Genomic DNA, 16194 nt, shown 5'->3' on the forward strand with positions numbered 1-16194 from the left:
TCTTCGTTCACGGCAGGGCCCGGATCGGTCCGCCGCGGCTCCAGCCGAACACTCGTGTCGACCCTTCCTCGATCACCGCGTCGGGTGCCTCGTCTGCGGGCACCACACGCAGGTAGCGCTCCAGCGATCCCCAGTCGCGGTACCAGTCCCCGTCCAGGTAGGTCGGGATGGACTCGGTCCGCAGCAGCGACTGGATGAACAGGAACGGCCCGCCGTCCTCGGCGGCCTGCCACTGGTTCGACGACACCACGATCTGCTTGAAGTTCGGCATGATCCGGTACTGCGGCAGCTCGGCCACCCCGAGGTGCTCGGCGAACGGGCGTTGGCACGGGAAGTTCGCGGCGGTGGCGATGTCCATCAGGACCGGGGTGTCGCGGCCCAGGAACTCGCCGGCGGTCTGCAGCACGGGCACGCGCGGGGGTGTGAACCCGAACCACTGGTCCTCGGACAGGTTCGGGTCGTCGGCGACGATGCGCGCCACGTTGGCCTCCGGCGGTGCCGTGGACAGTGGGAAACGCAGATTGCGCCACGCCTTCTGCTGGAAGATGTCGATCGGGTCGACCTGGTTGAGCTCCTGGTAGGACCCGTCCGGGCGGTGCACGCCCCACTGCAGTTTCAGCGACTGCCCGTAGTTGAACGAACCGTCCTCGTTGTACCACCAGATCGCGCCCGCCGCGGCGACGGCGACGATGGGCCGGTCGGGGCTGCGGGGCGGCAGTTGGTACCACGCCGACGTCGCTTTGGCGGCCACGGTGTTCTCGTCCCAGCTGCCCATCACGGGGGTGGTGGTTGGGTCGAGCCCGAACGGCAGGAACACCCGCGAGCCGTTGACGCCTTCGGGGCCGTATCCGCCGCCGGTGCCCGCCGCGTAGCCGACGCCGATGTTCGGTTTGTCGACCGGTCCGTCGGAGTTGACGGTGCCCGGGTTGGCGGCCACGGGTTCGGCGGGCTCGAGGGTGTCGCTGACGCCGTTGGGGGTGAAGCCGACAGGGTCCTCGCCGCCGAGGGGGCCGTACTCGCCGAACCGCTGGCCCGGGACGGGTGCCAGCATGCCCGCGTTGGTGTCGGCCTCGACGAGGACGTCGTCGGCCATCGCGCAGCCGGAGCCCCGCAATGCGTTGATGTTGGCAGACCCCGTCGTATAGATGGGGTAGCGCCCGGCGGTGGCCTTCAGCATCGATCCGAGCTCGAGCACCACCATGATCACCGCGACGACGAGCAGCGGGGTGGAGGCCAGCGCCCGGTTTCGGCCGGTGTCGGCGACCTCGGTGTGTCCGGCGTAGTCCATGCGGAAGTGCAGCCAGCCCGCCAGCAGGCCGCACGCGATGGCCAGCACCAGGAAGATCGTCGTCACCGGGTAGCCGACGATCACAGGCTGCTTGTCGAACCACGGCACGCCGTAGTTGCCGGTGTAGAACCAGCCGTTGATGCCCGAGGTCGCCCACGCGAGCACGAACAGCAGCGCCGTCACGTACAGCGCGAGGTTGCGTCGGCTGTGCAGGCCGACGCGCGCGAACGCGAACGCGGTAACGGCGCCGAGCACGCCGGCAAGGCCGGCGAACGCACCGAACTGCACCGCCCATTTGGTCGGTGTCAGGGTCAGCAACAGCAGCCCGATCGCGGTGGCGCCGACGAGCCGCCACACCGGACCGTTGACGGCGCCGGGAACGCTGCCGCGGCGCAGCAGCACCGCGATCACGCCAAACAGGCAGAGCATCAGGATCAGCACCGAGAAGCGCCGGGTGAGGGAGCCGTCGACGCTGTCTTCGACGGTGAGGTAGTAGTAGCGCAGGAATTCCTGGTACCAGGGCACGGTCGGTCCGACGACGTACTTGATGCGCACGGACTCGGCGACGGTGGCCAGGGTCTGGTCGCGGAACACGACGACGAAGACGAGGGAGGCGGCCGCCGCGAACGGGGCGAGTGCCGACATCAGACCGTCGGCCGCACGGCGCACGGAGACGATGTGCGTCACCCCACGCCCCCCGACGAGCAGCGGCGCCACGGCGACGAGGCCCTGCGGGGCCAGCGTAACGGAGAAGACGGCGACGACGATCGCGACCGCGAACGGCCACAGGAGGCGCGTGCGCAACGTCGTCTCGGTGAGCATCCAGACCGCGACGACGGCGAACGCGATCAAAGGCTCGGGCCGAAGACCGTTGTTGAACGGCAGCCATGCCGCGAGGAAGACCGCACCTGCGGTGAGCACTGTGACGCGGTTGGCAGACAGCCGCCTGCCGAGCCGGGGCAGCATGCAGCGCGACAGGATCAGCCAGGTCCCTATCGCCGCGGCTGTGGCGGGCAGTCGCAGCCAGACGCTTGCGGTGCTGATGGACGCCATATTCGCGAGGACGCTCTGGTACCAGTCGAACGGCGCCTCCGAGGCGCCGAAGTACCGGTAGTAGTTGGCGATGTAGCCCGCCTCGTCGGATACGCGGGCGATCGTGGTGTTGTAGCCGTCGTCGGACGACGGTGCGCCCACCACGTGCCAGATGAGCAGGCTGCCGATGACGGCGGCGTCGGTGAGCCACGTCCACAGTCCGGCGCGGCTGCGGCGCCTAACCTCGCGCGGTACGCGTCGGCTGCAGGCCCGGTCGAGCATCGCGAGCGCGACGATGGAAGCGACGACGCAGATCACCCCGAGCACCATCACGGCCAGCTTCAGCACGGTCGGGGTGGTGATGAATCGGGTGTCGATGTCGATGCGGGCGTTCACCCCGGCATCAGGTGCCACCTCGAGGTCGGTGAACACCCCCGACACCTGCGGACGTTTGTCGGGTGCCAAGGTGCCGGTGGCGCCGGGGATGCCGACGAAGTCGGCGCCGACCGCGCCGACGTTGGCCCAGACCCGGAGTTCGCTGCAGGCACCCGAGTCCACCGCCTCGCGGGGCGCGACCGCGGCGACGGTGTCGCGGAACGCGACGTAGACGACGTCGGCGTTGGCGCGCACGAACAGCCCGTTGCGGCCGACGTCGATGCCGCCGGGCGGGTTGGTGGAGAACACCAGACCGCCGTCCTCGGGCAGCGTGGCGATGGCCGCGCAGGGGATCGTCACGTCGAGGGCGCGGGGCGCGCCCGAGACGAGCGGCGCGGTGATGTCGCTGACGAACCCGTCGGAGTTGACCGCTTGTGTCTGACTGTCGGGCCCGCCCGACTGTGGCCACATGATCGTGGCCGTCGTCTGCTTGACCGGGAGCAGCGGCGTGAGCCCGCACAGCACCAGCCCGGCGAGCCCCGCGATGACGGCGACGAGTCGGGCGGTCGGGGCAGGCACGAGGCTCGATGGTAGGCGACGTTCCTATGCCGACGGTCTCGGCGTGCCGGGTCTAGCTCAGGCGAAGTGGCGCGGGACTCCACAGTCCGCTGCGTTCTGCGGTGCCGAGATCCAGCCGGGCCGGTTCGGCGTCGGGATAGAACGGCACGAGCTGTTGCAGCGCACCCCAGTCGCGGAACCAGTCGTCCTTCAGATAGGTCGGCACGGTCACCGCGCGCAGCAGCAGCTCGGTGATGCCGAGCGGACCGCCGCCCAGGTAGTCCATCACCGGCGAGTTGGCTTCGGCGCCGAACCGGTCGGGCAGGATCCGCCACTTCGGCACCTCGACGACGCCGTTGCGGTGATTGAACGGGCGCTGGCACGGGAAGGCCAGCCCCACGAGCCAGTCCAGCAGAACCGGGTCGGTCGAACCGACGACGTCCTGGAGCGTGCGCAGTTCGGGGATGCGCGGTGGCGTGACGGCGATCCAGTGGTCGGGGCTCAGGTCGTCGTCGGTGGCGACCAGTCGGATCTGGGTCGCGTCGGACGGGATCGACGACAGCGGCGCCCGCAGGTTGCGCCACGCCGGTGCGGCGCCGACGTCGCCGAAGCTGAGGTTGCCCGACGGTTCGCCGTCGGGGCCGGCCCACTGCACGACAACCTCGCCCGGGTCGAAGCGTCCCGCCGCCGCGACGACGAGCAGCGAGTCGGATCGATCCTGCTCACTCCAGCTGGCAGGCAGCTGGTACCAGGCCGACCGCAGGAACGCGGGCTGCTGGGTGCCGCTGCGCCAGCTGCCCATCACCGGCGTGCGGGCGGGATCCAGGCCGTAGGGGAGGCGTGCTCGGGAGCCGTTGACGCCCGCAGCCGAAGTGGTGCCGCCTTCGGTGCCGGCCTCGCTGCCGGTGACGACGCCGCTGTCGCTGTCGGCGAAGTTGCCCGCGCCCGGCTCTTCGCTGACGGGGTCGGGAGAGACGTCCGACGGAATGCCGTTGGGGCTGAAGCCTTCCGCGGTGACGTCGCCGAGTGCCTCGCCGACGGGTACGTTGCGTGCGGGCGACAGAAGGCCGGCGTTGACGTCCTGTTCGACCAGGACGTCCTCGGCCATCCCGCAGGTCTTGCCGGTCAGTGCCTGCAGGTTGGACCGGCCGACGGTCCACGCCGGGTATTGGCCGACCATCGCCACGGTCAGCGACACCACCTCGAACATCACCAGGGCCCAGGTGGCGATCGCCAACGGCGACTGGGCGATCCGCTTCCACAGCGGCTGGGTGCCCGGTGGTGGTGGCTTGTCGCGGCCGGAGAAGTGCAACCATGCGGCGACCAGCAGTGCGACGGCCGACAGGCCCAGCAGCACCGTCATGAAGCCGAACTTCCACTCCGGGAAGGCATTTGACCACGGAACGCCGAAGTTGGAGACGTACCACCAGCCGTTGACCGTCGCGAACGACAATGCCGTCACGAACAGCACGGCGGCTGTAGAGACGGATCGGTTGCGCGGTGAGCGCATCGCCGCCGCGGAGATCGCGACGGCCGCCAGCGCGCCGATGGAGCCTGCCAGGCCGGCGAACACACCGAAGTGGTGGGTCCACTTCGTGGGCGTGAACATCATGGCGAGGAACGCGATGACGGTGATGCCGATGATGCGCAGTCCGGGACCGGCGGCCGTGCCGGGAATTCGGCCCTTGCGCAACGTCATCGCTACCGCGACGGCCAGGGAGAGTAGGACGGCGAGGACGGCGAACCGCCGTGCCACCGAACCGTCGGGGCTGGTCGTGAACAGCCGCGAATAGCGGACGTGTTCGTCGAACCAGGCCAGGCTCGGGCCTACGGCGGATTTGAAGCTGCTGGCCTGCAGCTCGCCCACCAGCGTCTGATCGCGGAAGATCAGGAAGATCGTGACCGTGCCCGCCGCGGCGATGGGCGCCAGCAGCGCGAGGTAACCGAAGCGCGAAGTATGGGCGGCCACAATGGTTTTCAGGGGTCCGATGGCGACCAGCAGCGCGCCGATGGCCGCGATGCCGGTCGGTCCGGAGAACAGTGTCAGCGCGCCGATGATGATGGCGACGGCGACGGGAAGCAGCCTGCTGGTCGCGACGCCGCGCTCCACCGAGCACCACGTCAGCAGGATGCCGAGGGCGATGATCGGTTCGGGACGCAGGCCGTTGTTGAGCGGAAGCCAGAACGCAAGGAACAGGCCCGCCGCCGTCCACGCCGCGGCGCGGCTGTGTTTGACCGACGAGCCGAGCCGTGGGATCACCTCGCGGCTGATGACCCACCAGCAGGCCAGCGCCATCAGCAGCGTCGGCAGCCGCATCCACACGCTGGTGGTGCTGACGTGCGCCCACAGCGCGAGCAGGTCGTAGTACCAGCCGAACGGCGCCTCGGGGGTGCCGAACCAGCGGTAGTAGTTGGCCATGTAGCCGGCGTTCTCGGAGACCCGCGCCATCGTGAGGATGTAGCCGTCGTCGGCGGTGTTGGCCCCGACGAAGTGCCACCACACCAGCACTGCCGTCACGAGCCCGTCCAGCGGGGACATCGACCACCAGCGGGGCGGCAGGAAGCGCTTGTGGCGTCGTCCGTCGGCGCTGTCCAGGACGTGCAGCGCACCGAGCGACACGATCGTCATCGCGACGCCGAGAATCATCGCGAGCAGCTTCAGCACCGTGGGCGAGCTGCTGTAGCGGGTGTCGATGGTGGCCGAGAACTCCAGGCCGGGGGGTGCGCGGCCGGACAGGTCGGTGAAGACGCCGACGATCTGGGGCCGGAAGTCGTATCCGCCGCGTTCGCCGCGCAGCGGCTCGCGCGGCTGAGCCGGGTTTTCTTGATCGTTGACGTCGGGTTCGGCCTGCAGGCCGACGAACTCGCCGGTCACCTTGTCGGCGTGCGCGGTGAAGCGCAACTCCTGACATTGCGGGCTGAGCACCTGGTCCAGGGGCGCGCTGACCACGGGGGTGTTGCGGACGATGACGAGCAGGTCGTTGTTGACGCGCTCGATGAGCAGGCCCCGATCGACGGCCTTGGGGGCCTGTTTGGGCACAGTGGACAGCAGCACGGTGCGGCCGGGCCGGTCCAGGCCCGCCGCGGCGCTGCACGGGATCGTGATGTCGAGATCGGTGGCGACGTAGCCGATGAGCGGGGCGTCGACGCTCTGAAGCACACCGTTCTGCGGCCAGTTCAGTTGCGCGGTGGTCTGGTTGACCGGGAGCAGCGGGGTGGCGACGGCCAGCACGGTACCGAGCAGCCCGGCGATGATCGCGATCAGGCGCGCGGTGCGGTGGTTCCTCGGCTGCTCGACCACGGGGCTAGATGGTAATTGGCTTGCGGATGGCCAGCACGAACGGTCCGACGGTGGACACGTCGAAGCGTGGATCGTCGAACAGCGCGTCGTCGAGGGCGACGTGGTATCGCCGCACGTTGGGCTGGTTGGGGTAGACGTCCTCGGCCAGGCGCAGCGTGTAGGTGTCGTTGGCGCCGCGACGCATCAGGAACACCGACGGCGGCTCCCACGGCATCGTGTCGAGCGCCTCGATGAACTGGTCGGCAGTGGTGAGCATCTGCCAACTCTCGATCGCGCCCGCGCGCTGGTCGAACTGCGCGAGCGGGTTGGCGTAGTGAGACGTCAGGCCCTGGAAGCCGTAGTACGGGTAGTAGGACAGGAAGCTGTAGTCGGCGGTCAGGACCACGGTCTCGTTGCGCGGCCGGCCGGTGATGTCCTGGATGCGGGCGTCGACCTCCCGGTAGTACTGCTCTGCCCCGGGTGGCCGCCGATCGGCTCGTTCGCCGTAGCCGTCGGTGTCGGTGTAGGCGACGACGATGTCGGGGCGCAGCACGTCGGGGATGTCCTGGGCGAAGGTGACGGCGCCTACCGAGCCGACCGCCGTGGCGACGGCGACGACGCGGCGCGCGTTGGGCTGGGTGACTCGGGCCGCGACCATGCGGGTGGCCTCGATGAAGCCGAACGCGCCCGCGGCGGCGAGCAGGATCGTCAGCGTGGGCTGCAGGCGGAACGACAGCAGCGTGGTGCCCACGAGTGTGGTCAGCATCGACAGCAGTGACCACGCGTAGACGGCGAGCACCGCGACGGCAAGCGCGCCTGCTCTTGTCGAGCTGCGCGCGCGGACCACCAGCCAGATCGTGCCGAGCATGCACAGCGCGCCCAGCAGGGTGAAGTCCATCATCGGGAAGGACAGTTCAGCGCCGTCTTTGGGGAGGTAGTGCTGTGCGGTGCCGGATTCGGCCGGGGTTCCGCGCGCCGCCGCGAGCAGGTACGGGGCCCAGGTGATGAGCATGATCAGCCCGGAGATGACGGCGATGACGGCCAGCCGCAGCAGCGGGTCCCAGTGCCGGCGGGCCGCGGCCAGCAGCACCGCCATGATTGCGAGGGTGAATGCGGCGTAGGCGAAGAGCAGTGTGTAGAACAGGCCCGCGATGCCGAGGAAGATGCCGGTGCCGATGACGGCGGCCCACCCGCCGGCGCGGGTGCGTCCGCCCAGCCCTGACCACGCGAGCACGAACACGGGCGGGAGCAGCACGGCGATGATGGCCGCGTACGGCTCGGCGGGGGAGTATGCCAGTGCCGCCGCCGCGGTGGTCGAGGCGACGACGAGCGCGTACTCGAAGCGAATCATGCTCGCCCACAGCACGAATGCGAGCGCGACGGCGATCGTGATCGAGATGATCGACCACGGTTTGAACATCTCCCAGGCGGGTGTGCCGGTGAGCGCCGAGAGCCGGCCGCCGATCCAGAACCAGCCGGCGGGGTAGAACGGCGGCAGGCCGATGTAGGTCATGTCGTGCAGGCCGGGCTGGTCGGCGAGGCGGGTCAGGTATTCGGTGCGGAATTGCTGATCGACCGAGATGCCGAACAGGTAGAGCCTGGTGGCGCCCAGGGGCATCGCGAGCGTGACGACCGAGAACGCGGACAGGAACAGCACCGCGGCGATGCGGGCGATCAGTTGCCTGCCCCTGCGCCAGACGATGCCGCTCGCGAGAAGCCCGATGAGGCTGACCACCTGGCCGACGGTGGTCAGGGCGTGCAGTTGATTGGACGAGTTGTACGCCGGCCAGTCGACGCGGGCGATGGCGAACAAGCTGACGACCGCGACGAAGGCGGCGACGGCCGTGGCGGCGACCATCTGGCCTGTAACGGCCAGCGCTGTGCGCATCAGATAGGCAGCTTGCGGAAGATCGGGCGCGGGATGTGGCGCAGCACCATCATTACGAACCGGAACGGTCCGGGGGCCCAGATCAGCTCCTTGCCCTTGTTCGACGCCGTCACCGCGAGTTCGGCGACGTCTTCCTTGTCGACGGTGAACGGGGCTTCCTTGGCGCCGGTGGACTTCCAGTGCTCGATCGTCGTCGTCGTGCGCACCTGACCGGGCCGGATGACGAGAACGCGAACACCGAACTCCCGCAACGCTTCTCCGAGGCCGAGGTAGAAGCCGTCGAGGCCGGCCTTGGTGGAGCCGTAGACGAAGTTCGACCGGCGCACGCGCTCGCCTGCTGCCGAACTCATCGCGATGATGCGGCCGGAGCCCTGCGCGCGCATCTTCTCGCCGAGCAGCACACCGACGGAAACCGCTGCGGTGTAGTTGATCCCGGCGATCTGCACGGCCTTGCGCTGATCCTGCCAGAGTTCCTCGGCGTTGCCGAGCAGGCCGAACGCGACGACGGCGACATCCACGTCCCCATCGTGGAAAGCCGCGTCGATGACTGCCGGATGGCTGTCGGTGTCGAGGGCGTCGAAGTCGATCCAGTCGACGGCCTTGGCGCCTGCGGCGTGCAACTGCGCGATGGCGGCGTCCTTGCGGGGGTGGTTCGGCAGATCAGCGAGGATCACGCGGGCGCGGGCGTTGCGCAGGTAGCGCTCGGCGATCGCAAGGGCGATCTCGGAGGTGCCGCCGAAGAGAAGGATCGTCTGGGGATTGCCGGTCGCATCGAAAACCATCTAGAGGAGCTCCAGTCGTCGGGCCATGTCGGAGGCGAAGACGCCGTCGGGATCCACCTTGCGGCGCAAAGCGATCCACTCGTCGATGCGGGGATACATGGCGTGGAAGGTCTCGGCGGTGGTGCGGGAATCCTTGGCGGTGTAGAGGCGGCCACCGAATTCGAGGACCCGCTTGTCGAGGCCGTTGAGAAACTCGTTGAGCCCGGCGGTGATGGGGAAGTCGACGCAGACGTTCCACCCGGGGATCGGGAAGCTCAGCGGTGCTTCATTTCCCGGTCCGAAGAGTTTGAACACGTTGAGGAACGAATAGAAGCCGGAGCGCTGGATGTCGACGATGATCGCTTTGAATTCCTCGACGGCGCTGGTGGGTACCACGAACTGGTATTGAGTGAACCCGGCGGACCCGTAGGCGCGGTTCCACTCTCCGAACATGTCGAGCGGGTGATAGAACTGCGTCAGGTTCTGCACCTTGCCGCGGTAGGTGCCCGACTTGCGGTACCACAGCTCGCCGATCGGCCCGAAGGTGTACTTGTTGGCCAGTCCGTTGGGGAACACGTCGGGGAACGTGAGCAGTTGCGGCGCATCGAATTTCAGCGGATTCTTCTGCAGCTTCTTGGGTAGCTGGTCGATCGTGGCGAGCGATCCGCGGGAGATGGCTGCGCGGCCGAGCTTCGGCGGCGGGCTGATGGCGTCGAACCACGCGCTGGAGTATGTGTAGTTGTCCTCGGTGCCGTCGCTGTGGAAGGCGATGGTCTCATCGAGGCTCGCGGTGACGTCGCCGTCGGCGATGAAATATGCCGTCTCGGTGGGCGTCATCTCGATGGTGGCCCGCAGGATGATGCCGGTGAGCCCGTTGCCGCCGACGGTGGCCCAGAACAGGTCGCGGTCGGGTCCCTCGGGGGTGATGGTGCGGATCTCGCCGTTGGCGGTGAGCAGGTCCATGGAGCGCACGTGGTTGCCGAAGCTTCCGGCGCTGTGATGGTTCTTGCCGTGGATGTCGCACGCGATCGCGCCGCCGATGGTGACCTGACGGGTGCCGGGAAGGACCGGGACCCAGAGGCCCAGCGGCAGGGCAGCGCGCATCAGCTGGTCGAGGTTCACGCCGCCGTCCACGTCGACGAGGTGACTGTCGGCGTCCATCGAGTGGATGCGGTTGCACGCATTCATGTCGATGACGAGGCCGCCGCCGTTCTGGGCGTTGTCACCGTAGGAGCGGCCCAGGCCGCGGGCAAGAACGCCCCTGCCTCCGCGTCCTTCTTCGGCGGCCCGCGCGACGGCCTCGGCGATCACCTCGGGGTCCGGTGTCGACAGCACCTGCGCGACGGACGGAGCGGTGCGGCCCCAGCCGGTCAGCCGCTTCGCGGTGGTCGGAAACTCGGTGCTCAACATCGTCACAGAGGGTACCGGGTTCACCGCAACCGGAAGATCACCGCGCGTTGGACGATGAAGTTGATGACCGTCGCGGTGCCCTGGGCGATGACGAATGCGACGACGACGCCGGTCGCGGAGTAGTCGAACGCGCGCAGGAGCAGGTGGTTGAGGCCGACCTGGACGACGAACGTGGTGATGTAGAGCGCCCAGACGGCGACCAGTCGTCGGGTGCTGGGCGGCGCCTGGAAGGTCCAGCGACGGTTGAGTAGGTAGGCCGTGGTCGTCCCGGCGATCCAGCCGAGGATCTTGGCGACGTCGGGCTGCAGGTCGGCGACCTTGTAGAGCAGCACGTAGAGGCCGAAGTCCACGACCGCAGACAGGCCACCGGTCACGACGAAGCGCCAGATCTGCGTCTTCAGGCTCAGCTGCGGTGACATCGGGGGCTCGGCCACCCGCGCAGCTTACTGTGACGATCCACGTTCAGAACGGTGGTGGATCGTTGCCGTATTCGCGGGGGTCGGTGGTGAAGTCGTAATCGGGTGGAGGGACTTCGCCGTTGTCCAGGGCGTTGTGGGTGAGGCGTTCGGTGCGGTTGCGCAGTCGTTGCGCGGCGATGTAGGCGGCGCGTGTCTGTGCTCGGGGGCGTGTGCGCCGGGGCATCATGTCGTTCTTGTGCGCGCTGTCGGGGACCTGGGGTGGATCGCCGCTCCAGAGGGTGGCGGTGGGCAGGCACAGCATCGGAAAGAGCAGTCTGCTGCCCGGGTGGGTGGTGTAGGTGTGGCCGCTGGGCGCAGTCCAGACGATGGTGCCGTCGGGGTGTTGGCGGTCGCGCCAGCCGTTGGGCCCGCCCCAGTAGGTTTTCAGGAGATGATGAAAACGGCACAGGCACTTCAGGTTTGAGGCGTGCGTCGGACCGACGGGGTGCGCGACGGTGTGGTCGATGTCGGCTTCGGTGGCGGGTTTGTCGCACCCGGGGAAGCGGCAGGTCAGATCGCGGCAGCGCACGAAAGCGGCCAGGGCCCGCGAGGGGAAACGGCCGCATTCTGGCCCGGCCTGTCCGGGGTGGACCAGGGCGCGCACTGTGCTGCCGCGCTCGAGCATCGCCGCGAACAGGGTTGCCGGCATGAATCCCGAACCGAACAGATAGCCGGCACGGCTGCGGGCCACCGTGGTTGACGCGCCCCTTGAGGAGCGCGCTGCGGCCGCCTGCTCGTCGGTAGCGGGCTCAGCTTCGGTCGCGTCCTCAGCCACGTCCTCCGACGACGCCTCCTCCGACGACGCCTCCTCCGACGGCGCTTGCGGCGGGGCCTCCGACGGCGCGTCAGGCTGCGGCTCCGCGGCCGCCACCTCCTCGGTGGCGGGTGCGGGTTTGCCGGTGCGGGTTGTCTGGTCGGTGATGGCGAAGACGGTGATATCGCGTAGGGGTCGGGGGTTGGCTGCGGCGTGGCAGTCGGAGGTACCGCAGAGGCACGCCAGCGTGGTGATGCCGTGCATCAGGGCGCTGAAGGCGTCTGTGCGGCGTTCGTCGAGGGTGCGGGGGTCGGCGTCGCAGACGCTGTAGGCCATCGCGGTGACGGTGCGCTGCCCGGCAGCGGTGTCGCCGGCGAACAGCCGGGCGAAGATGGTGCTGTATCCAGGAGCATCGCCGGGTTGACCGAATTCCACGGTGCGGTCGAGGCTGTCAGGTCGGGATCGGTGCACGCCGTCGGGGTCGTGGCGCTCGACGATGCTGTCGATGGCGGCGTCGGTCTTCTTGACCGACAGCGGTCCCCAACCGAGGATCTCGGCGGCCAGATCGGCATCGACGGCGGCGATCAGGTCGGTGTCGAGCAGGAAGGCGGTGCGGTTGACGATGGCCCGCACCAGAAGGTCGCTGATCAGTCCAGCCAGAAACAGCGCCCCCACTTTGGGGAGGCGCTCGCGCAGCACGACGGCGCGGTAGGCCTGGTGCAAAGCCAGGCCGGCGGTGATGTGGTGAGCGGCGGCCAGCTCGGCGGTCACCGCGGCGTCAGGGTCGACCCACCAGGTGAGGCGGTCCTCCGGAGCCAGTGCGGTGCGGCGCAGGAAGTGTTCTGCCATCACGGCGAGTTTGCGGGCGCAGGCGGCGTTCTCGGCACGTGCGGTGGCGGTGGCGGCGTCGATGAGTTCAGCAGCTGTCAGCCCGGCCAACTGGCCAGGCTCCGGCACCGATCCATCGAACATACGTTCGATTATGCCGGGCTATCCACCGGCGAGCTTCTTGTCTGTCGCGGCCTGTGGATAACCACCGACAAGGTCGCCAGCCTGTGGATAACCTTCGACTGCGAAGAGTCAGCGCGCTATTCACCGCGGACCTGTTACGCGCGCACCAGCCTGATCACCGGAATGGTCCGGTGTGACGCTCTGATCTCGTAGTCGCGATAACCGGCGTACACGTCGACGGCTTTGTCCCACGCCTTCGCACGCTCGGCGGGATCGGCAATTTCAGCGGCCGTGTATGTGCCCGAACGCTTTCCAGCAAGTACCTCAACCGTCGGGTTGGCGACGAGATTCCGGTACCACGCAGGGTGTCCCGGCCGCCCGTAGTTCGACGCGATCACGATCAGGGAATCGCCATCGGTTGCGTACAGCAGCGGAAGCTGCCGAGGCTGTCCGGTCTTGGCCCCGATGGTAGTCAACAGCATCACCGGGATGGGATAGACGCTGCTGACCCGCCCGCCGCTCAATCGCAACAGCGGCGGATCGATCCGAGGCGCGACGCGCGTGACGAACCACAGGCCGGCCGAACTCCGGCCGAAACGCTCCAACGACCTCTCGTAGAGGTTCATCGGTCGGCGGTCACCGGTCACAGGTATGAAGCTACAACCCGCTGGCCCGCAGAACCTCGCATAATGCGGAAACCGCTGCGGGAAAGGCATGTTCGGCCGGCGCCGCGAATCCCACGACCAAGCCGTCCGGATCGGGAACGCCAGGCCCGGCCAGCGGATGCCGCATGATCGACAACCCGGACAGGGCGACGCCGGCTCCCCCAGCGCGTCGCAGCACCTCGGGTTCGGCGCCGTCGGGAAGCGTGACAAGAGCATTCACTCCGGCGGCGAGCCCGCTGACCCCCACCTCGAACGGGGCGAGGGCGGAGACGAGAGCATCGCGGCGACGCCGGTACCGCATCCGCATCCGCCGGATGTGCCGGTCGTAGAACCCCGATGCGATGAACTCCGCCAACGTGAGCTGGGAGATCGCGTCGACGTAGAACGGGTGGCCCCCCGCCGTGGCGATCACGGGATCCACGAGGCGTTCTGGCAACACCATCCACCCCAGGCGGAGAACCTGCGACAGGCTCTTGCTCGTCGATCCGAGATAGGCGACGCGATCGGGTCGTAGCGCCTGCAGCGCGCCCACGGGCTGACGGTCGTACCGGAACTCGCCGTCGTAGTCGTCGTCGAGGACGAACCCTCCTGTGCGCTGGGCCCATTCGACCACGGCGGTGCGTCGCGACGGGTGCAGGGACATGCCCAACGGGTTGTGGTGAGCGGGAGTCAGCAGCACTGAACCGACGCTCAGTCCGTCGAGTTCCTCGACGATGGCTCCTTTTTCGTCGATTCCGATCGGCACAGTGGACGCCCCGCACTCGTCGATGGCGTCCCGGAACAGGAATAGTCCGTACGCTTCGACGGCGACGGGATCGCCGATCGTCCGGACAAGCAGTTGCACTGCCTGACGGACCCCGGCGCAGATTACGACAGAGTCCGGCGACACCCTCACGCCGCGGGCGCGGGCGAGATATTCGGCGAGTGCAGAACGCAATTCAGGCCGCCCGCGTGGATCACCCACCCGGAGGGCTTCGGTGGGAGCGTTCATCAGCGCCTTGCGCATGCAGGTTGCCCATTGGGCTCGCGGGAACTCCGCGACGTCCGGAGATCCTGGCATGAGGTTGTGCACGGCAACCACGCGCGCTCCGTACGGGCGAGACGGCAGCGCCGCCCGCGGAGCAGACGACGTGCCCGCGACCCACGTCCCGGCTCCCTGCCGCGATGCCAGCCAGCCTTCGGCCACCAATTCGGCATAGGCATCGGCGACGGTGTTGCGGGCCAACCCCAGGTCGGCGGCCAGTGTCCGCGAGGGCGGCAGCACCGTGCCATTCGCCAGGCGACCGGACCGCACCGAGTCGCGAAGGGCCGCGATGAGCGCATCCTTGGTGCCACGGGCACCGGGCGTCAGGGCTTCGCGGAGGTCCAGGTGAAGGTCCCGCGTCCCAGAATTGGCCCATGAATGCACGTCCATATTGAACCATCGAGGCGGGACATTTCGGTTTAGCGTCGAAACCATGACACAGACACACACCACCCAGAGCCGCATCAAGATCTACAAGACCTCCCCCGAGCTGTTCGATGCGATGATGACGCTGTCGGCAGCCTCGGCCAAGGACGTCGATCCCGAGCTCGGCGAGCTCATCAAAATCCGTGCGTCACAGATCAATCGATGCGCCTTCTGCCTCGACATGCACACCCGGGACGCCCGCAAGATGGGCGTGAGTGAACAGAAGCTGGACGTGCTCTCCGCGTGGACCGAGGCCGGCGACCTGTTCGACGAGACCGAGCGCGCCGCGCTGGCGCTGACGGAAGCCGTCACCGTGCTCGGCGCCGACGGCGTCCCCGACGACGTCTACGAGGACGCGGCAGGCGTGTTCTCCGACCGGGAACTCGGCCAGGTCATCGCGATGATCGTCACCATCAACGCCTGGAACCGGATCAACGTCGCGGTCCACGCCGAGATCCCGCGCCGCTGACCTACCGTCAGCACTGTGGAAACCCGTTCCGGTGCGCAGATCGTGTTCGACGGCGATGTCGTCCACAAGCTGCACCGGGCCGGGACGAACCCCGCGCTGCTGACGCAGCGCCTCCGAATCGCCGAAGCGTCCGAGGTGCTGCTGTCTCCGCTGTCAGTCGTGCCCGAGGCCATCGGGGATCGTTGGCAGACCAGCTGGCCGCGAGTGGAAACCGTTGCTGCAGAGCCGGAATCGGTGCCGTGGCCCGCTGCTTCCGCAGTCTTGGCGAAGCTGCACACCGAACCCGTCACCGTCGGTGGTCCAGCCCACGGCTGGCCGCAACGGCTGCGGCGCGCGGTCGACAATCTGCGGGGCAGACCAGGCGCGGTGCAGCGAACCGTCCAGGTCGCCGCCGCGAACCTGCCCGACGTCGTGTGGCGCTCCGGATCGCCGGGCCGGCCACGGACACTGGTGCACGGCGACTGGCATCTCGGTCAGCTCGGCAGGATGTCGGCGCGGTGGCAGCTCATCGACATCGACGACGTCGGCCTCGGCGATCCGGTGTGGGATCTGGCGCGGCCCGCGGGTTTCTGGGCCGCCGGCCTGATCCCGGACGACGACTGGGCGGCGTTCCTCGACGCCTACGACGGGCCGGCGCTGCCGAAGGGCGACCCGTGGCCCGTCCTCGAGCCCTTCGCACGCGCAGCCGTCATCCATTCGGCGGCTTCGGGACTCGTCCATGGAGACACCGACGACGCGCAGCAGGCCCTTGTCGAAGCGTGTGCGCGGATGGGCTAGCTGTACTGACCTGAGAGGTTAGGTACGCGGCTGGCTGGTGGTTGACCGCCGAGTGCGGTGTGGCCGCGGTGGTGATTG

The 16194-nt window shown here is 68.4% G+C and carries 11 protein-coding genes; 2 read left to right on the plus strand and 9 right to left on the minus strand.

The annotated features are described in order from the left end of the window. Positions 1–7: 7 nt before the first annotated feature. From AWC12_RS20965 to pdxR, 9 genes are all read right to left on the minus strand, one after another. The gene (locus AWC12_RS20965; RefSeq protein ID WP_085176771.1) at positions 8–3274 is read right to left on the minus strand and encodes an arabinosyltransferase domain-containing protein; all 3267 of its coding nucleotides are present in this window, start codon (positions 3272–3274) and stop codon (positions 8–10) included. Between the two features lie 52 nt (positions 3275–3326). Further along, a complete protein-coding gene (locus tag AWC12_RS20970) occupies positions 3327–6554 on the minus strand; it encodes an arabinosyltransferase domain-containing protein (RefSeq protein ID WP_085176773.1) in 3228 nt (1075 codons plus the stop codon). Between the two features lie 4 nt (positions 6555–6558). Further along, positions 6559–8421, minus strand: a complete 1863-nt coding sequence (locus AWC12_RS20975) for a galactan 5-O-arabinofuranosyltransferase (RefSeq protein ID WP_085176775.1) — start codon at positions 8419–8421, stop codon at positions 6559–6561. Next, complete coding sequence (locus AWC12_RS20980; RefSeq protein ID WP_085176777.1) at positions 8421–9203, minus strand: decaprenylphospho-beta-D-erythro-pentofuranosid-2-ulose 2-reductase; 783 nt, start codon at positions 9201–9203, stop codon at positions 8421–8423. The genes AWC12_RS20975 and AWC12_RS20980 overlap by 1 nt, the downstream gene beginning before the upstream one ends. Then, complete coding sequence (locus AWC12_RS20985) at positions 9204–10592, minus strand: decaprenylphosphoryl-beta-D-ribose oxidase (RefSeq protein ID WP_085176791.1); 1389 nt, start codon at positions 10590–10592, stop codon at positions 9204–9206. 20 nt (positions 10593–10612) lie between these two features. After that, positions 10613–11011: a GtrA family protein gene (locus AWC12_RS20990; protein ID WP_036463539.1), complete on the minus strand. Its 399-nt coding sequence runs from the start codon at positions 11009–11011 to the stop codon at positions 10613–10615. A gap of 43 nt (positions 11012–11054) precedes the next feature. Then, positions 11055–12776, minus strand: a complete 1722-nt coding sequence (locus tag AWC12_RS20995) for an HNH endonuclease signature motif containing protein (protein ID WP_085176779.1) — start codon at positions 12774–12776, stop codon at positions 11055–11057. Between the two features lie 134 nt (positions 12777–12910). After that, positions 12911–13402: a nitroreductase/quinone reductase family protein gene (locus AWC12_RS21000; protein ID WP_165762841.1), complete on the minus strand. Its 492-nt coding sequence runs from the start codon at positions 13400–13402 to the stop codon at positions 12911–12913. 10 nt (positions 13403–13412) lie between these two features. Next, positions 13413–14834: a MocR-like pyridoxine biosynthesis transcription factor PdxR gene (gene pdxR, locus AWC12_RS21005; protein ID WP_036466343.1), complete on the minus strand. Its 1422-nt coding sequence runs from the start codon at positions 14832–14834 to the stop codon at positions 13413–13415. Between the two features lie 43 nt (positions 14835–14877). Here pdxR and AWC12_RS21010 point away from each other — a divergent pair, with 43 nt between their 5' ends. Further along, positions 14878–15339: a carboxymuconolactone decarboxylase family protein gene (locus AWC12_RS21010; RefSeq protein ID WP_024449606.1), complete on the plus strand. Its 462-nt coding sequence runs from the start codon at positions 14878–14880 to the stop codon at positions 15337–15339. Between the two features lie 15 nt (positions 15340–15354). Then, positions 15355–16116, plus strand: coding sequence for a phosphotransferase family protein (locus tag AWC12_RS21015; RefSeq protein ID WP_024449607.1), 762 nt, complete (start codon positions 15355–15357; stop codon positions 16114–16116). The last annotated feature ends 78 nt before the right edge of the window (positions 16117–16194 follow it).

It is taken from the genome of Mycolicibacterium iranicum, from assembly GCF_002101705.1.
GTDB lineage: Bacteria > Actinomycetota > Actinomycetes > Mycobacteriales > Mycobacteriaceae > Mycobacterium > Mycobacterium iranicum.